Genomic DNA, 17,873 nt, shown 5'->3' on the forward strand with positions numbered 1-17,873 from the left:
AGATTATGCAGCAATGGACAAAGAATGAAATAATGCAAAGAGTTCAATCAAAAGAGACAACAGTTATTTATATCTATACCGCAATGTGTGGTACATGCCAAGTAGCGTCAAAAATGCTAGAAATAGTAAATGAGATTCTGCCAAATTTACCAATCTGTAAGGTGAATATTAATGAAATAGTGGAGGAAGCTCAAAGTTGGAAAGTTGAAAGTGTACCTTGTTTACTTATTTTTGAAAATGGGGAAATGAAACAAAAAATTTACGCTTTCAAGTCTGTACCTTATTTACATGAATTGTTAAAAAAATATAATTTATATATTAAACGATGAGTGCATACTGTTAGTTGCACTCTTTTTATATGGCTAAAACTATTTCCTGATTTTAGACATATTTCTTGGGAAATGAGTTGAATGTTGTAGAAATAAAATTAAAATATAGATTTTTATCAAGGTAAATGTCGAGAGAAATATAAAGAATACACCTCTTATCTATGAGAAAATAAGATTAAAGAATTCGGGAGAGGTGTTTATTATGGAAATCAAGGAGTGGGTTGGACAAGCAAGAAACTTATTTATAAAAAAGGAATATTTACAAATCATTTTGCCAATTGAAGAAAAGATTGTAGAAATTAATTGTCTGAATGAAAAAGTTTTTATAAAGTTAAGCAAAAAGGCTCCTTTTATTGAGGTAATTGATCGTTCGATTCCGCAACTCAGAGTTAGTTTTTCAAAGGATGGATGGGAATATCTAAATTCAGGTTTGCAAAGATTAGGGCTTTTATTAAAACTAAATGACGCTTCTTTTGAAGGGAACTATCGATTATTACTACTTATGGAAACCATTTTTCAATATACGAGTGTTGAAAACGAAAAAAAACTTATAGAAAATTGTTGACAACTTGTGTCTATCTTTGTAGAATTGGACTTACGTTAAAGAAATTGCACTCAACAACTAAATAGATCGTAAGTTAACTCTTATCGAGAGAGGTGGAGGGACTGTGCCCTGTGAAACCCAGCAACCGTCAATGATCGTCATTGAAATGGTGCTAATTCCTGCAAAGCATATGCTTTGAGAGATGAGAGAAAGGAATACTTTTTGTATGTTAAACCTTTCTGCTCATGTGAGTTGAAAGGTTTTTTTGTTTTATGCGACTAAAAAAGTACTTTCTTACAAAAAATTGAAAGAAAAGTTGTTAGAATGTTTTGAAAGGAGAACAAGTGTATGATTCAAATAAATAATGTAAGTAAAACATACAAGGGTAAAAAGGGCACAGTTACCGCAGTACAAAATGTTTCGTTAAATATTGAAGCAGGTGAAATTTTTGGCATGATCGGATATAGCGGCGCAGGGAAAAGTACGTTATTACGTATGCTGAATGGACTTGAATCACCTACAACAGGTGAAGTTATTATTAATGGTCAATCGATCTCTAAATGCTCATCTAATCAGTTAAGAAAAGCAAGACAGAAAATAGGAATGATTTTTCAGCATTTTAATTTATTGTGGTCAAGAACTGTATTAGAAAATATACTTTTCCCACTTGAAATTGCTAAAGTTCCAAAAAAGGAAAGCATTAATCGTGCGAAAGAATTAATTAAACTTGTTGGTCTTGAAGGTAGAGAAAATGCTTATCCTTCTGAACTGAGTGGAGGTCAAAAGCAACGTGTCGGAATTGCAAGAGCACTTGCTAATAATCCAGATGTTCTTTTATGTGATGAAGCGACTTCTGCACTAGATCCAGAAACAACGGATTCAATATTAGCTTTACTAACTAATATAAATAAACAGCTTGGCATTACAATTATCCTAATTACTCATGAAATGCATGTCATTCAAAAAATCTGTCAAAGAGTAGCTGTAATGGAAAACGGAAGTGTAGTAGAAGAAGGCCATGTTGTTGATGTATTTACTCGTCCTAAACAAGCAATTACAAAGAAATTTGTGACGCAAATCAAAGGCGATGAAGGTGAAGTAATTTCTCATGGTGATGGGAAGGATAATACTTACAAGCTTACCTTTAAAAATGGTCAAGCAGATCAGCCACATATTTCTGAAGTTGTTAAGCATTTTGATATTGAGATTAACATTCTGCAAGGGAAAATTGTTCAAACTGCTGAAGGCTCTTATGGGACAATGAAGATTCAACTTGTTGGAGACATAAATAACATCAAAGAGGCAATTGCTTATTTAGAATCAAAACAAGTTGAAGTGGAGGTAGCATAAGATGACACAACTTTTTCCGAATGTTGATTGGGATGCAATGCTTTTAGCCACTCAAGAAACATTATTCATGACAGTAATAGCTGCACTTGCAACGTTCATTTTTGGACTAATAATAGGTTTATTCTTATTTTTAACTAGCAAAGATCAGCTTCTTGAAAATAAATTTTTTAATACTATCCTAGCAGCGTTTGTAAATATTTTTCGTTCAATACCGTTTATCATTTTAATCATTTTATTAATTCCATTTACCATCTTTATTCTTGACACTATGCTTGGAGCAAAAGCTGCATTACCAGCATTAATAATTGGTGCTGCACCATTCTATGCAAGGATGGTTGAAATCGGATTACGTGAAATTGATAAAGGTGTAATCGAAGCTGCAAGAGCAATGGGAGCTAGTACCTTTACAATCATCGTAAAAGTATTAATACCAGAAGCATTACCAGCAATTATTTCAGGTTTAACTGTTACTACAATCGCAATTGTTGGTTATACAGCAATGGCTGGTGTAGTAGGTGGTGGTGGACTCGGTAACTTAGCATTTATGGAAGGGTACCAACGTTCAAATAACCAAGTAACACTTGTAGCGACAGTAATTATTTTATTAATCGTATTCATTCTTCAATTTATTGGTGATTTAGTAACAACAAAAATAGATAAAAGAGCTTAATCATATAAGGGAGGAACTGACAGTGAATTTCAAAAAAATCGTAGGATTATTAGGAGCAGGTGTTTTAGCATTATCTTTAGCAGCATGTAATAAAGGTGGAGAAGATAAAAATAAGGAATTAGTGGTTGGTGCATCAAATGTACCGCACGCAGTTATTTTAGAACAAGCTAAGCCAATCCTTGAAAAAGAAGGAATTAATTTAAAAATTGTTAAATTCCAAGATTACGTTTTACCAAATAAAGCACTAAATTCTAAAGAATTAGATGCAAACTATTTCCAACACATTCCATACTTAGAAGCTCAAATGAAAGAAAATGGTTACAAATTTGAAAACGCTGGTGGCATCCACATCGAGCCAATCGGAGTTTATTCTAAAAAATATAAGAGCTTAGATGATCTACCAAATGGAGCTAAAATTATCATGAGTAGCTCAGTAGCTGACCATGGTCGTATGTTAAGCTTATTACAGCATGAAGGTTTAATTAAACTTAAAGCTGGAGTAGATCCTACTACTGCTCAAATTAAAGACATAGCAGAGAATCCAAAAAACCTAAAATTCCAAGCAGATGTTGACGCTGGTATGCTTCCGAAAGTTTATCAAAACAATGAAGGCGACGCAGTGTTAATTAACACAAACTACGCGATTGATGCTGGTTTAAACCCAATGAAAGATGCTATTGCTTTAGAAGGTAAAGAATCTCCATATGTAAACATTATTGCTGTTCGTAAAGGTGATAAAGATAAAAAAGAAATTAAAGAGCTTGTAAAAGTATTACACTCTAAAGAAATTCAAGATTTCATCATTAAAAAATATAAAGGTGCTGTAGTACCTGTAAGTCAATAATAAAAATAGAGGGTACCCCAAGTAACTTTTGATGGGAACCCTCTTTTTTATTTTTAATTCTTCACTAGAATTTGATTTACAGGTGAGATTGGTGGTCGTTCAGCAATAACTTCAATAATATTTTTAGCTGCTATTTCCGACATAGCATCACGAGTTTCATATGTTGCATTTCCAATATGAGGTGTTAATACAACATTTGTAAGTGATTTTAGTTCTTCTGTTATTTTTGGTTCGAATTCAAATACATCGAGAGCAGCGCCCGCAATAATACCTTCCTTTAATGCTTCTACTAATTCCTGTTCGTTCGCTAAAGGACCTCTAGCTGCATTGATAAAAAATGCCGAGTCTTTCATCTTGCAAAACTCTTCTTTACCAAATAAATGGTGTAGCTCAGGTTTATAAGGACAATGAAGGGTTATATAGTCAGAAGTCTGTAGAAGTTCATCCAGCGATACGTAAGTGGCATTTAATTGTTGTTCTAGTTCATTACTCAATCTTCTTGGTTGATGATAAATAATATTCATATTAAACGCCTTAGCTCGTTTAGCTACTGCTTGTCCGATATTTCCAAAACCATAAATACCTAAAGTTTTTCCTGATACTTCTGTTCCTCTAAAGAATAATGGAGCCCATCCTTCAAAACCTTTTGTTCGGCAAAGTTCGTCTCCTTCGACTATTCTTCTGGAAACAGCTAAGAGAATTCCTAAAGTTAGCTCAGCGGTAGCGTCTGTAGAAACGAGTGGAGTGTTTGTCACATGAATCCCCTTACTAGTTGCATAATCTACATCGATATTATTAAATCCTGCTCCGTAATTAGCAATAATATTTACATTTTTAGCAGCATCAATTACTCTTTTTGTGATTGGAGTGGATAGTAAACTTAAAATTGCATCTACCTCACTAACAAGTTCACACAATTCATCTTCTGTAATTAATTGCTCATTTTCATAAACAATAACATGATGATCTTTTAATAATTGCTCAGCCTTTTCTGGAATTTTCCCCGCTACTAAGATATGTGCCAAATTAGAAACCTTCTTTCAACAGTTTAATAATGGATTGTTAATGTTTTTATTATAAATGAAGTTTCAAGTTTTTGTTCACTTTAGTATTTGGTTAGTTTAAAGAATCTATTTATTTTTAAGATTTGTTATCAATGGGAAAAGCAGATCGTAGTCTGCTTCACCGTTGAAATAAAGCATAATCAATATAGAACAAACGGAAGTCTAATTGTGTATTTTAGCAAAAATTTAAAATGTAATTCTTAATAAGAGGTTCATGAGGAAGGAAATCAGTGAAAAATGGAAAGGTACTTCCTCATAGGAGGTTCATGAGGAAGGAAATCAGTGAAAAATGGAAAGGTACTTCCTCATAGGAGGTTCATGAGGAAGGAAATCAGTGAAAAATGGAAATGTACTTCCTCATAAGCGGTTCATGAGGAAGGAAATCAGTGAAAAATGGAAAGGTACTTCCTCATAAGAGGTTCATGAGGAAGCAAACAAGCGAAAAATGGAAAGGTACTTCCTCATAAGCGGTTCATGAGGAAGGAAACCAGTGAAAAATGGAAAGGTACTTCCTCATAAGAGGTTCATGAGGAAGCAAACAAGCGAAAAATGGAAAGGTACTTCCTCATAAGCGGTTTATGAGGAAGGAAACCAGTGGAAAATGGAAAGATACTTCCTCATAGGGGGTTCATGAGGAAGAAAACCAGTGAAAAATGGAAAGATACTTCCTCATAGGGGGTTCATGAGGAAGAAAACCAGTGAAAAATGGAAAGGTACTTCCTCATAGGGGGTTCATGAGGAAGAAAACCAGTGAAAAAATGGAAAGGTACTTCCTCATAAGAGGTTCATGAGGAAGAAAACAAGCGAAAAATGGAAATGTACTTCCTCATAAGAGGTTCATGAGGAAGGAAACCAGTGAAAAATGGAAATGTACTTCCTCATAAGAGGTTCATGAGGAAGGAAACCAGTGAAAAATGGAAAGGTACTTCTTCATAAGAGGTTCATGAGGAAGGAAACAAGCGAAAAATGGAAAGGTACTTCCTCATAAGAGGTTCATGAGGAAGGAAATCAGTGGAAAATGGAAAGATACTTCCTCATAGGGGGTTCATGAGGAAGAAAACCAGTGAAAAATGGAAAGGTACTTCCTCATAGGGGGTTCATGAGGAAGAAAACCAGTGAAAAAATGGAAAGGTACTTCCTCATAAGAGGTTCATGAGGAAGAAAACAAGCGAAAAATGGAAAGGTACTTCCTCATAAGAGGTTCATGAGGAAGGAAATCAGTGAAAAATGGAAATGTACTTCCTCATAAGAGGTTCATGAGGAAGGAAATCAGTGAAAAATGGAAAGGTACTTCCTCATAGGAGGTTCATGAGGAAGAAAACAAGGGAAAAATGGAAAGGTACTTCCTCATAAGCGGTTTATGAGGAAGGAAACTGTGAGTAAAATGAGCTGAATAACTGTCCGTGGATTGAATGTAAAATTTTTGACTCTTATAAAATATTTCATAAATAAATTAAAAGAAACTCATACTATTTTTTAATAAAGATAGTAGGAGGAGTCTAGTGAAAAAGTTTCTATATTATTTTTTATTAATCATCATGACTAGCAGTATTAATTTGTGCTCTATTAAATTTGTTAATGCGGAATCGAAAGCCGAAATCAATGAAAACGCATTAACGAGACATATTAAAATTACTGAACAAAAACTAAATGATGCCCCGATTAAGTATCCTCAAATAAGTGGAGCATCTAATTCAAAAGCACAACAAAAGATCAATGGGATCTTAAAACAAGGTGCTGATTTAGCCAATAGTAATCGTTTGAAGCTATTAGAAGACGAGAAAGAAGCAAAGTCAAAATGGGATGCTAGCCAAGGGCCGTGGAGACCATATGAATATGTTTTTATTTATAAAGTACTATATAATAATCTTGATAAATTAAGTGTTATTTATAATGAATATTCATATACAGGTGGAGCACATGGAATGACAATTGGTACTACATATAATTTTGACGTAAAAACAGGTGAAGTAGTTCCGTTGTCTAAGTTAATAAACGAAAATACAAAATCCGTACAAGAATATGCTTATCAGCAATTACAAAAGAAATATAAAGAATATGTATTAATAAAATCTCCTAACGAGATTGACTTAAGTGACAAAAATCGATTATGGGCATTTGACCATGCGGGCATAAAATTAATTTTTAAAGAATATGAAGTAGCTGCATACGCTGCAGGCATGCCAGAAGTCTTTATACCTGTGCAGGTTTATCAATAAAGTATATTTATTAACAAAGAAAAAGGACCTTCATGTAAAAAAAAGGTTCTTTTCTTTGTTTATTTGATAAACTTGATTAATGAAAATAAACATTTTCGTAAATAATGGTAGAGTCTGCATGAAAACATTCATTTGTTTTAACAATATAAGAATAAGTTGAACAACTATATTAATATTGAATAATCTAAAATAAAGTATGTACGATTAAGAAGGTGTGTTAAAGGTCGTAAAAAAACAAAAAACAAAGAAGTTTACTAAAACAACTTAATCTTCAATCTGTTCTTTTAGTAATAAAGCATAAAGATCTTCAACTCGTTCGGACATAAATTTTTGGGAGTCTTCAACTCCCTTATTGTAAAACATTGGTCCAAGTTTTTGTGATATAAAGTCTAATAGCAACATTGAACTTAATTCACTTAACTCTTCGTCTCTTTCTTGTATGAAATACGTTTGTAGTTGATGAATCGCAAATTTTTGTTGATCTGGCGAAAGCTTAGTAGTTTTAGACATTTAATTCTCCTCTTTTTTAGTTGTAATATTAGATTTTTTATTTCCTATATATATAGTATCTCTATTCATTCATTTTTTGAGAAAAATATTTACACGTAATAAAACTTTTTTGGTAAAATAGTGCACGGCTTGAAAATACTTTTTAATTGCTTTAAGATTAGAATGAGAATAAAATGAGAATGAACTTAAAATAGCCATTTTCTATTTTATAGAATTTTTATGTAATATTATGGAGGGTGTAAAATGGGAGCTTCTACATTAAAAATAAAAGACCTTCAAGTAGCAATTGAAGGAAAGCAAATTTTAAAAGGTGTAAACCTTGAAGTAAAAGGTGGAGAAATTCACGCAATCATGGGACCAAATGGTACAGGTAAATCAACTTTATCTTCTGCGATTATGGGTCATCCTAAATATGAAGTAATCGGTGGTAGCATCGAGCTTGATGGCAACGATGTTTTAGAAATGGAAGTTGATGAGCGCGCTCAAGCTGGTCTTTTCCTTGCTATGCAATACCCAAGTGAAATTAGCGGAGTAACAAACGCAGATTTCTTACGTTCAGCAATGAATGCACGTCGTGAAGAAGGCGATGAAATTTCATTAATGAAATTTATCCGTACATTAGATAAAAACATGGAATTCTTAGAAATGGATCCAGAAATGGCTCAACGTTACTTAAATGAAGGCTTCTCAGGTGGAGAGAAAAAACGTAATGAGATTCTTCAAATGATGATGATCCAACCTAAAATTGCTATTCTTGACGAAATTGACTCAGGTTTAGATATCGATGCATTAAAAGTAGTTTCTAAAGGTGTTAACGAAATGCGTGGAGAAGAGTTTGGTTGCTTAATCATCACTCACTACCAACGCTTATTAAACTACATTACTCCTGACTTCGTTCACGTTATGATGCAAGGTCGTATTGTAAAATCAGGTGGTCCTGAATTAGCAGCTCGTTTAGAAGCTGAAGGATATGACTGGATTAAACAAGAGTTAGGTATCGAAGACGAGACTGTTGGGCAAGAAGCTTAATCGGATAGGAGGGATTCTCATGACAACTGGTACTACAATTCCATTTAGTCAAGAAACAGTTAAGCAGCTTTCTGCATTACTAAATGAACCTGCATATTTCACAGAGTTTCGTTTGAATGCACTAGCAAAAGCTGAATCACTTTCTCTTCCAAAGCCAGATAAAACAAATATCTCTAAATGGGATTTCTTTGGAAAAGAATTTAATGTTACAACTGGAAATGTTCCTACAAAAGATCAATTACCAGAGTCAGTAACATCTTTAATGAATGAAGACACTGATCAATCAGTTTATGTACAATATAATGGTTCTGCTGTATATCACTCTCTTTCTTCTGAAGCAAAAGAAAAAGGTGTAATATTCGTAGATTTACACACAGCGATTAAAGATCACGAAGATCTTGTGAAAAAATATTTTATGACAGAGGCTGTAAAAGTCGATGAAAATAAATTAATCGCTTTACATGCAGCATTAGTAAATGGTGGAGCTTTCTTATACATCCCTAAAAATGTTGTATTAGAAAAACCAATCCAATCTATTTTTGTTGTAGATGGAGAAAACGTTCCTGCATATAACCACGTTCTTGTTGTTGCAGATGCATTCAGTGAAGTTACTTATGTTGAAAACTATGTTTCTACATCTGCTGATTTAGAGGCAGCTGTTGTTAATGTCGTTACAGAAGTAATTACATTAGATAATGCAAAAGTACGATATGGTGCTGTTGATACTTTAGCTAAAGGTGTTACTGCTTATGTTGTTCGTCGTGGTCACGCTGGTCGCGATAGCAAAATCGAGTGGGCACTTGGCCTTATGAACGATGGAAACTCAGTTTTCGAAAATGTTACAAACTTAATTGGAGACGGTTCTTTCGGTGACATGAAAATGGTTACTGTTGGCCGTGGTGATCAAACTCAGAACTTTACTACAAACATTACGCACTTTGGTAAAGGATCTGAAGGTTGGATTTTAAAACATGGTGTATCAAAAGATTCTGCTACTTCAATCTTTAATGGTATTGGGAAAATTGAACACGGCGCATCTAAGTCTAATGCACAACAAACTTCACGTGTATTAATGCTTAGTGAAAAAGCTCGTGGAGATGCAAACCCAATTCTATTAATTGATGAAAACGATGTAATGGCAGGTCACGCTGCTTCTGTTGGTAAAGTAGATCCAACTCAACTTTACTACTTAATGAGTCGCGGTATTCCGAAGAAAGAAGCAGAGCGCTTAGTTATTCACGGATTCTTAGCACCTGTAGTTTCGGAATTACCAATTGAAGAAGTTAAAAAAATGCTTGTAGACGTAATTGAGAGGAAGGTTAAGTAATGGATGTTAAAGCAATCCGTGAAGCCTTTCCGATATTAAATCAAGAAGTAAATGGACATCCTTTAGTATATCTGGATAGTGCTGCAACTTCACAAAAACCTGTTCAAGTAATAGAAGCTGTTGCGAACTACTATAAAGAAATTAATTCTAATGTTCATAGAGGTGTACACACTCTAGGAACAAGAGCTACTGATGCATACGAGGGAGCTCGTGATAAAGTTCGAAAATTTATAAATGCATCATCAATTGAAGAGATTATTTTTACTAGAGGTACAACTACTGCAATTAATACAGTTGCTGCTAGCTACGGAAGAACGAACTTAAAAGCTGGAGATGAAATTGTGATTTCTTATATGGAACATCACAGTAACATTATTCCTTGGCAACAAGTTGCTAAAGCTACTGGTGCAACATTAAAATATTTACCATTAGAAGAAGATGGCTCAATCAGCGTTGAGCAAGCAAGAGCTACAATTAACTCAAATACAAAAATAGTTGCGATTATGTACGTTTCAAATGTACTTGGTTCAATTAACCCTGTAAAAGAGATTGCTGCAATTGCTCATCAAAATGGTGCAATCATGCTTGTTGATGGCGCACAAAGTACTCCTCATATGAAGGTCGACGTTCAAGACTTAGATTGTGATTTTTACGCATTTTCTGGTCATAAAATGTGTGCTCCTACAGGTATTGGTGTACTTTATGGTAAAAAACATCTACTTGAAAACATGGAACCAATTGAATTTGGTGGGGAAATGATTGATTTCGTTGACTTACAAGATTCTACTTGGAAAGAACTTCCATGGAAATTTGAAGGCGGTACGCCAATCATTGCTGGTGCAGTAGGTTTAGGCGCTGCTATTGATTTCTTAACAGAAATTGGTATGGATAATATCGAAAAGCATGAACATGAGATTGCGAATTATGCACTTGAACAGTTATCTACTGTAAAAGGAGTAACAATCTATGGTCCGAAGCATCGTGCAGGGTTAGTTACATTTAATGTGGAAGATGTGCATCCACATGATGTTGCAACTGTTTTAGATGTTGAAGGAATTGCTGTTCGAGCTGGCCATCATTGTGCACAGCCATTAATGAGATGGTTAAAGGTATCTGCTACTGCTCGTGCAAGTTTTTATCTGTATAATACAAAAGAAGATGTAGATGCTTTTGTAAGAGGATTACTTAAAACGAAGGAGTATTTCAGCGATGTCTATTAATCGAAACATTGATCTAGATGCATTATATCGTCGCGTGATAATGGACCATTATAAAAACCCTCGTAACAAAGGGGTAGGGGCCATATCAGAAAACGATGTAACAATAAACATGAATAACCCTACTTGTGGTGATCGCATTGAACTTCGTTTAAAGGTTGATGATGGAATTGTATCAGATGCTCGTTTTGACGGTGAAGGATGTTCAATTTCAATGGCGTCAGCTTCAATGATGACACACGCAATTAAAGGAAAAAAAATAGAGGAAGCCCTACAGCTTGCTCAAATATTTTCAGATATGATGCTTGGAAAAGAATACGATGAATCAATCGATTTAGATGATATTGAAGCACTTCAAGGTGTTTCAAAGTTTCCAGCACGAATTAAATGTGCAACACTTGCATGGAAAGCGATGGAGAAGGGCTTAAAATCAGAGGAATAATCCTCTGAGCTTTAATCCTCCTCTTCTATAAGAAGGGAGTATGAATAATGTCTACTAATTTGCCGGATATTAGTGATTATAAATATGGTTTTCATGACCGTGACGTATCAATCTTCCGTTCAGAGCGTGGTTTAACAAAGGATATCGTTGAAGAAATTTCACGTATGAAAAATGAACCACAATGGATGTTAGATTTCCGTTTAAAATCTTTACAACATTTCTATGATATGCCAATGCCTCAATGGGGTGGAGACTTAGCAGATTTACGCTTTGATGAAATTACTTACTATGTAAAACCATCAGAGAAAACAGAAAAGTCTTGGGATGAAGTACCTGAAGAAATCAAAAATACTTTTGATAAATTAGGTATTCCTGAAGCCGAACAAAAGTATTTAGCTGGTGTATCTGCACAGTATGAGTCTGAGGTAGTTTACCACAGCATGAAACAAGACTTAACTGATCTTGGTATCTTATTTACTGATACAGACACAGCATTACGTGAGCATGAAGAAATTTTCAAAGAGCACTTTGGAAAAGTAATTCCGCCTACAGATAACAAATTTGCTGCATTAAACTCAGCTGTTTGGTCTGGTGGATCATTCATCTACGTACCAAAAGGTGTTAAAGTTGATACGCCATTACAAGCATATTTCAGAATTAACTCAGAAAATATGGGTCAATTTGAGCGTACATTAATTATCGCTGACGAAGGTGCACACGTACATTACGTTGAAGGATGTACTGCTCCTGTTTATACAACAAACTCACTTCACTCTGCAGTAGTAGAAATCATCATTAAGAAGGATGCATACTGCCGCTATACAACAATTCAAAACTGGGCGAATAACGTATTCAACCTAGTTACGAAACGTGCTGTATGTGAAGCGAACGCAACAATGGAATGGATCGATGGAAACATTGGTTCAAAATTAACAATGAAATACCCAGCAGTTATCCTTAAAGGTGAAGGTGCTCGTGGCCTAACACTTTCTATTGCAATTGCAGGTAAAGGACAACACCAAGATGCTGGTGCTAAAATGATTCACTTAGCTCCAAATACTTCATCTACAATTGTTTCGAAATCTATTTCAAAACATGGTGGTAAAGTAACGTACCGTGGTATCGTTCACTTCGGTCGTAAAGCAGCTGGATCACGTTCAAATATCGAGTGTGATACGTTAATTATGGATAATGCATCAACTTCTGATACAATTCCATACAACGAAATCTTAAACGACAATATTTCTCTTGAGCATGAAGCGAAAGTTTCAAAAGTATCTGAAGAGCAATTATTCTACTTAATGAGCCGTGGTATTTCTGAGCAAGAAGCTACAGAAATGATCGTAATGGGCTTCATTGAGCCATTTACAAAAGAATTACCGATGGAATATGCAGTTGAAATGAACCGTCTGATTAAATTCGAGATGGAAGGTTCTATCGGTTAATATTGTTTTTAGTGGAGGCGAACTTTTTTAGTTCGTCTCTTTTTTAGTAGTTTTAAGAAATTTTCCTACCATGCAGAACAAGCTAACTATCGTGTTCGTCATTACAGTAAAGTGGCGGTAAAATAATGAAGAAATGAGCTCTGCAAAAAAGCATTCCCCAAAAAAGTGAAGAATGGTTTTTTATGACTATCTGTTTTAGGAAATGATCTTTCTACTATACAACTCATTAAGATAAATAATGGTTTTGATAAAATAGATAGACCATTTATGATAAAATTTAACTTGAAAGATAAGAGAGTAAGTGGAATTTATTTCTATGTGGGAGGGTTTTTTATGAATTTTAACCTTGAAGAAGCGATTGGAGTTTTAGAAAGAACACCTAAATCATTAGAGTACTTATTATCTGGTTTATCTCAATCTTGGTTAAATTGCAATGAAGGTGAAGGAACGTGGAATGCTTCAGAAGTAATCGACCATTTAATCGAGTGTGAAAAAACAAATTGGATTCCAAGGTTGAACTGTATTCTTAATAAAGAAGGAAGCAATCATTTTCCTCCATTCGATCGTTTTTCTCATTTGCATGAAAAACATGAAAAATCAGTAGAAGAAAGATTACTTGAATTCAAGAATTTAAGAGCAGAAAATATTACAAAACTACGATCATTGGTTAACCCTGATTTACATCTAGAATTAGAAGGGGTTCATCCAGATTTTGGAACAGTTAAATTAAGAGAATTACTATCTACTTTTGTTGTACATGATCTAACGCATATAACTCAAATTACAAGAGTGATGGCAAAAAGATACAAAACTGACGTAGGACCTTGGATTGCTAATTTAAGTATATTAAAGTAATAGCTAGTGTTTAAAATAGGTATTATTTATACTCGGGGATTTCCGAGTTTTTTTATGTTAAACTATTATTTAAACTATAGAGAAAATAGGGGAGAAATTTAGCTTGGATATCTTTCTACAAATTCTTATACTCATCAGTATTGGACTTGCTGCAGGAACGGTCGGATCATTGATTGGTTTAGGTGGAGGAATTATAATTGTTCCAATGCTACTTAATATTGATCACTTTTTATCCGCATTTTCGACAGTACCAATTCATGTTGCAGTTGGAACTTCATTGATTACAATTGTTTTTTCTTCACTTTCATCTACCCTTTCGTACCATAAACAAAAACGAATCGATTATAGGAGTGGTATTTTATTTTTAATAGGTAGTATTCCTGGTAGCTTAATCGGTACATATATCAATTCGCTTTTGAATACAGAGCGGTTTACTTTATTTTTTGGTATATTTTTAATCTGTATATCAATCTTTTTATTTATTTCTTCAAAGTTAACTAAAAAATCAAAGGAAGTACATAAGGGTATTATACGAACATATACGAATGATGAAGGCGAGGCATATACTTATAGTTATAGTCTTCCATTGGCGATTTCTTTATCAATTTGTGTTGGAATCATATCAGGATTATTTGGAATTGGTGGAGGAATATTGTTAGTACCAATGATGGCGTTTTTATTTGGTTTTCCACCTCAATTAGCTGTTGCGACTTCAATGTTTGTCGTGATGTTTACGACACTTGGAAGCTCGATTTCATATATCACATTAGGAGAAGTAAATTTCTATTATATTCTTTTACTTATTCCTGGCGCATGGTTTGGTGGAAAAATCGGGGCGTATATTAATCAAAAATTAAAAACTGAAACAATCTCATTAATTTTAAGGTTAGTCGTATTATTTTACGGCATAAAATTAATTATAGAAAATAGATAAAAAAGGATGGCGGAACAATGGAAACAAATCAAACTATAAATATTCGGTTGTTCCATACAAATGATATTCATAGCCACTTTGAATCGTGGGCAACAATCGTCGGTTTGTTGAAGTCTAAAAGAGAGATAGCTAAAGGAAAAGGTGAGGCTACACTTACTTTCGATATTGGGGATTTTGTTGATCGATTTCATCCAATTTCGGAGGCCACTTTAGGTAAGGGCAATGTGGAACTTTTAAATGATGCAAAGTTTGATGCAATTACAATTGGAAATAATGAAGGAATTACTTTATCAAAAGGTGAGTTGTTAAACCTTTACGAAAATGCAAAGTTTGATGTATTAGTCGGTAATTTAACCATTACAGATGATGGTATTGAAAGCTTTAGTAAGCCTTTTGAAATATATGAAAAAAATGGAGTAAAGCTAGGCGTAATTGGGTTAACTGTCGCTTACCCTGTCTTTTATGAAACTTTAGGATGGCGTATAAAAGATCCGTTTGAAATGTTAAGACACATCCTACCAATTGTCAAAGCGCAATCAGACATTGTTATTATACTTTCTCATTTAGGTATGAGAGACGATCAGAGAATCGCTGAGCAATTTTCAGGAGTCGATATTATCTTAGGTGCACATACTCATCATTTATTTCCAAATGGTGAGTATGCTGGTGAAACTTTACTATGTGGAACAGGTAAACACGGTAACTATTTAGGCGAGGTTTTAATTACTGTAAATAAAGAGACGAAAAGTATTATCAATACAGAAGCTTCAGTTACTGAAGTACATACAGTCCCTAAATATTATCAAGATGAAATGACGAAAATGATGTTGGCTAATTTAATGAGACTAAGTGAAGAGATTTTAAGTGAACCAGTGACACAACTACCGAGTAACATGGATGTAAATTGGTTTAAAGATAGTCCTTTACTGAAATTATTAGCGAATGCACTTCGCAAATGGACTAAATCAGATATCAGTATACTAAACTCTGGTATTTTATTGGATGGCTTAACGCAGGGGCTTATAACAAAGGGGGACATTCATCGAATTTGCCCACATCCTATTAATCCATGTGTCGTTCATTTGTCTGGTAAGGAATTACTTGAGGTTTTAAATCGATGTGAAGAGAAAGAATTGACTCATTTAAAGATGAAAGGTTTTGGATTTAGAGGAAAAGTAATTGGAAAAATGGTTTATGATGGGATCACTATTGTAAAAAGGGATAAGAAAAGGCTTTTTTATCAAGAGGATCTTTTTATTAATGGAGAAATGCTAGATTTAAATCGAATATATGAGATCGGAACTTTGGATTTATTTACGTTTGGACATTTAATTCCTACAATTCGTGATGCTAGTCATAAAAGGTTCTTTATGCCTGAATTTATTCGCGATGTGTTGTTTTGGGCTTTAAAAGATGAATAAAATTTATCAAGATTAGACAGGTTACACTTTTGCTTTTTTCTCATATTTTAGAATGAGAAAGGAGCGTTGAACTTGATCAATTTAAGTCCAATTCAAATCGAAAATCATACATTTAATGCTGTTACGGTTTTACTTCCAAAAACTACTTTATTGGTCGTTATGAATGATAAAGGGTATATAATGTGTGGAGCATTAGATGTAGCATTATTAAATGACAGACTGCGCGACCGTCAAATTATCGCAGGCCGAGCAGTTGGTGTAAAAACAATCGAAGAATTATTAAATGCGCCTTTAGAATCCATTACTGTTGAAGCAGAAAAGTTAGGCATTCAAAAAGGGATGATTGGAAGAGACGCATTATTAAAGATGATATAAAAAAGCCACTAAGTTATTTTAGTGGCTTTAGTTTATAGATAAAGTACATCCCCTTAGTCTGAATGCTCCAAAAATTGATTATTACAAAGTATTAACTGATTAGAATCAGCCATATATTTAATTATAAAATTGTTCAAGGAGAAAACAATGAGAGTTGTTGAAGCTTCAACACTTGTTCCAGGCTCGATCTTAAGAAAACCTGTTTTTAATGAACATGGAAAAATAATCGTTAATGCAAATATTCCTTTAACAGGAGAGATGATTAAGCGAATTCATAAGTTAACCATTCCATTTGTTATAGTAGATGATCAATTATCAGAACTTTTAAAGGAAAAGACAATAATTTCGGACGAACTTCGCATTGAAATCACCCAAAAAATAGAAGATGATTTTGTTAAATTAATTAATACAGATTTTTCTTTACGATGGCTATCTTCAGAAAAAAACTCATCAAGGCTCAAAGAAATGATTAAATCACTGCAAAACGAACTATGGCAACAAAAAGATGTTTTATCTCTATTAATTGACGTATTACGATATGACAAGGATATCTTCACTCATTCACTGAATGTAGCTATGTATTCTTTAGGTATTGGAATGAAATTAAATTTAAATAAAACCCAGCTTAATTTATTAGGATTAGGTGCACTTTTACATGATGTTGGGAAAATAGCTATTCCGAAAAAGATTTTAAATAAACGAGATCGCTTAACTGAGGATGAATATGATCTCATTAAACAACATACAATTGCTGGATACGACCTCCTACGACAAATACCTTCTATTCAAAGAGTTGTTTCTGATTGTGCATTACAGCATCATGAAAGGATCGATGGGAGCGGCTATCCAAAAGGATTATTTGGTGAGGAAATGCATCTATTCGCAAAGATTATTGGAATTTGTGACTTTTTTGATGCGGTTACTTCAAACCGAGTTTATCGACAAGCAATGCTCCCATGTGAAGGCTTAACATTATTAATTAGTGGGAGTGCTAAATTATTTGATGCTAAATTAATTAGCATATTTAGCTGTCTTCTAACCATTTATCCAACGGGATTACATGTAAAATTGAATGATGGTAGATGCGGGATTGTTTCTAGGCAAAATGATGCATCTTCAGAACGTCCATTTGTCCAGATAATTGAAGAAAACGGAATAAAGGTAAGTACTCCTTATGAAGTGAATTTAGATAAAGAAGTGAAATTAGAAATTATCGAGTGTACTCAAATAGTAAAAAAAATCGTTTATTAATTGTTCAAATCCTATAAGAATGAACAGGTAATGACATGCATACCCAT

Annotated in this window: 18 protein-coding genes and 1 riboswitch; of the genes, 16 read left to right on the forward strand and 2 right to left on the reverse strand. The window is 33.9% G+C overall.

What is annotated here, in order from left to right; genetic code table 11:
- Positions 1-5: 5 nt before the first annotated feature.
- From ACSBO6_RS02485 to metQ, 5 genes are all read left to right on the forward strand, one after another.
- Entirely contained in the window at positions 6-329 is a 324-nt protein-coding gene (locus ACSBO6_RS02485; protein WP_498844102.1) for a thioredoxin family protein, read from the forward strand.
- A gap of 202 nt (positions 330-531) precedes the next feature.
- Positions 532-894, forward strand: coding sequence for a hypothetical protein (locus tag ACSBO6_RS02490; RefSeq protein WP_098845687.1), 363 nt, complete (start codon positions 532-534; stop codon positions 892-894).
- A gap of 77 nt (positions 895-971) precedes the next feature.
- A riboswitch (SAM riboswitch) is annotated at positions 972-1,082 on the forward strand.
- Between the two features lie 139 nt (positions 1,083-1,221).
- Entirely contained in the window at positions 1,222-2,223 is a 1,002-nt protein-coding gene (locus ACSBO6_RS02495) for a methionine ABC transporter ATP-binding protein (RefSeq protein ID WP_098845688.1), read from the forward strand.
- A gap of 1 nt (position 2,224) precedes the next feature.
- Positions 2,225-2,893, forward strand: coding sequence for a methionine ABC transporter permease (locus tag ACSBO6_RS02500; RefSeq protein ID WP_098845689.1), 669 nt, complete (start codon positions 2,225-2,227; stop codon positions 2,891-2,893).
- A gap of 22 nt (positions 2,894-2,915) precedes the next feature.
- Positions 2,916-3,737: a methionine ABC transporter substrate-binding lipoprotein MetQ gene (gene metQ / locus ACSBO6_RS02505; protein ID WP_098845690.1), complete on the forward strand. Its 822-nt coding sequence runs from the start codon at positions 2,916-2,918 to the stop codon at positions 3,735-3,737.
- Positions 3,738-3,790: 53 nt separating this feature from the next.
- Here the strand turns inward: metQ and ACSBO6_RS02510 are convergent, their stop codons facing one another.
- Positions 3,791-4,762, reverse strand: a complete 972-nt coding sequence (locus tag ACSBO6_RS02510) for a 2-hydroxyacid dehydrogenase family protein (protein ID WP_098845691.1) — start codon at positions 4,760-4,762, stop codon at positions 3,791-3,793.
- 1,541 nt (positions 4,763-6,303) lie between these two features.
- Here ACSBO6_RS02510 and ACSBO6_RS02515 point away from each other — a divergent pair.
- Positions 6,304-7,020, forward strand: a complete 717-nt coding sequence (locus ACSBO6_RS02515) for a DUF3298 and DUF4163 domain-containing protein (protein ID WP_498844103.1) — start codon at positions 6,304-6,306, stop codon at positions 7,018-7,020.
- A gap of 264 nt (positions 7,021-7,284) precedes the next feature.
- Here the strand turns inward: ACSBO6_RS02515 and ACSBO6_RS02520 are convergent, their stop codons facing one another.
- Positions 7,285-7,530 (reverse strand): DUF2164 family protein, encoded by a 246-nt coding sequence (locus ACSBO6_RS02520; protein ID WP_098848667.1) that lies wholly within the window; start codon positions 7,528-7,530, stop codon positions 7,285-7,287.
- Between the two features lie 243 nt (positions 7,531-7,773).
- Between ACSBO6_RS02520 and sufC the strand changes: the two genes are divergently transcribed.
- The 10 genes from sufC (at position 7,774) to ACSBO6_RS02570 (ending at position 17,826) form a co-directional block, all read left to right on the forward strand.
- Entirely contained in the window at positions 7,774-8,559 is a 786-nt protein-coding gene (gene sufC, locus ACSBO6_RS02525; RefSeq protein WP_056468759.1) for a Fe-S cluster assembly ATPase SufC, read from the forward strand.
- Between the two features lie 19 nt (positions 8,560-8,578).
- Positions 8,579-9,886 carry a Fe-S cluster assembly protein SufD gene (gene sufD / locus ACSBO6_RS02530; protein WP_098848668.1) on the forward strand — a complete coding sequence of 436 codons (1,308 nt, stop codon included), beginning with the start codon at positions 8,579-8,581 and terminating at the stop codon, positions 9,884-9,886.
- A complete protein-coding gene (locus tag ACSBO6_RS02535; RefSeq protein WP_498844104.1) occupies positions 9,886-11,106 on the forward strand; it encodes a cysteine desulfurase in 1,221 nt (406 codons plus the stop codon). The genes sufD and ACSBO6_RS02535 overlap by 1 nt, the downstream gene beginning before the upstream one ends.
- Positions 11,096-11,545, forward strand: coding sequence for a Fe-S cluster assembly sulfur transfer protein SufU (sufU, locus tag ACSBO6_RS02540; RefSeq protein WP_025671513.1), 450 nt, complete (start codon positions 11,096-11,098; stop codon positions 11,543-11,545). Before ACSBO6_RS02535 ends, sufU begins: the two co-directional genes overlap by 11 nt.
- Before the next feature lie 47 nt (positions 11,546-11,592).
- Entirely contained in the window at positions 11,593-12,990 is a 1,398-nt protein-coding gene (sufB, locus tag ACSBO6_RS02545; protein ID WP_025671514.1) for a Fe-S cluster assembly protein SufB, read from the forward strand.
- 333 nt (positions 12,991-13,323) lie between these two features.
- Entirely contained in the window at positions 13,324-13,845 is a 522-nt protein-coding gene (locus tag ACSBO6_RS02550) for a DinB family protein (protein WP_498844105.1), read from the forward strand.
- Positions 13,846-13,948: 103 nt separating this feature from the next.
- The gene (locus ACSBO6_RS02555) at positions 13,949-14,779 is read left to right on the forward strand and encodes a sulfite exporter TauE/SafE family protein (protein WP_286138570.1); all 831 of its coding nucleotides are present in this window, start codon (positions 13,949-13,951) and stop codon (positions 14,777-14,779) included.
- A gap of 17 nt (positions 14,780-14,796) precedes the next feature.
- A complete protein-coding gene (locus ACSBO6_RS02560; protein WP_498844106.1) occupies positions 14,797-16,200 on the forward strand; it encodes a bifunctional metallophosphatase/5'-nucleotidase in 1,404 nt (467 codons plus the stop codon).
- Between the two features lie 72 nt (positions 16,201-16,272).
- On the forward strand, positions 16,273-16,575 hold the full coding sequence (locus ACSBO6_RS02565; protein WP_098848684.1) for a YunC family protein: 303 nt from the start codon (positions 16,273-16,275) through the stop codon (positions 16,573-16,575).
- 147 nt (positions 16,576-16,722) lie between these two features.
- Entirely contained in the window at positions 16,723-17,826 is a 1,104-nt protein-coding gene (locus tag ACSBO6_RS02570; RefSeq protein WP_498844107.1) for an HD-GYP domain-containing protein, read from the forward strand.
- The last annotated feature ends 47 nt before the right edge of the window (positions 17,827-17,873 follow it).

Origin of the sequence: Bacillus sp. AL-1R, from assembly GCF_052180195.1 — a bacterium.
In the GTDB taxonomy this organism is placed as follows: Bacteria; Bacillota; Bacilli; order Bacillales; family Bacillaceae_G; genus Gottfriedia.

What these genes read in the sequence shown, in the direction of transcription:
- ACSBO6_RS02490 (WP_098845687.1), top strand. Translation starts at nt 532, where the DNA reads ATGGAAATCAAGGAGTGGGTTGGACAAGCAAGAAACTTATTTATAAAA.
- ACSBO6_RS02520 (WP_098848667.1), bottom strand. Translation starts at nt 7,530, where the DNA reads ATGTCTAAAACTACTAAGCTTTCGCCAGATCAACAAAAATTTGCGATT.
- sufD (WP_098848668.1), top strand. Translation starts at nt 8,579, where the DNA reads ATGACAACTGGTACTACAATTCCATTTAGTCAAGAAACAGTTAAGCAG.
- ACSBO6_RS02570 (WP_498844107.1), top strand. Translation starts at nt 16,723, where the DNA reads ATGAGAGTTGTTGAAGCTTCAACACTTGTTCCAGGCTCGATCTTAAGA.
- ACSBO6_RS02500 (WP_098845689.1), top strand. Translation starts at nt 2,225, where the DNA reads ATGACACAACTTTTTCCGAATGTTGATTGGGATGCAATGCTTTTAGCC.
- sufU (WP_025671513.1), top strand. Translation starts at nt 11,096, where the DNA reads ATGTCTATTAATCGAAACATTGATCTAGATGCATTATATCGTCGCGTG.
- ACSBO6_RS02495 (WP_098845688.1), top strand. Translation starts at nt 1,222, where the DNA reads ATGATTCAAATAAATAATGTAAGTAAAACATACAAGGGTAAAAAGGGC.
- ACSBO6_RS02560 (WP_498844106.1), top strand. Translation starts at nt 14,797, where the DNA reads ATGGAAACAAATCAAACTATAAATATTCGGTTGTTCCATACAAATGAT.
- ACSBO6_RS02535 (WP_498844104.1), top strand. Translation starts at nt 9,886, where the DNA reads ATGGATGTTAAAGCAATCCGTGAAGCCTTTCCGATATTAAATCAAGAA.
- ACSBO6_RS02485 (WP_498844102.1), top strand. Translation starts at nt 6, where the DNA reads ATGCAGCAATGGACAAAGAATGAAATAATGCAAAGAGTTCAATCAAAA.
- sufC (WP_056468759.1), top strand. Translation starts at nt 7,774, where the DNA reads ATGGGAGCTTCTACATTAAAAATAAAAGACCTTCAAGTAGCAATTGAA.
- ACSBO6_RS02550 (WP_498844105.1), top strand. Translation starts at nt 13,324, where the DNA reads ATGAATTTTAACCTTGAAGAAGCGATTGGAGTTTTAGAAAGAACACCT.
- sufB (WP_025671514.1), top strand. Translation starts at nt 11,593, where the DNA reads ATGTCTACTAATTTGCCGGATATTAGTGATTATAAATATGGTTTTCAT.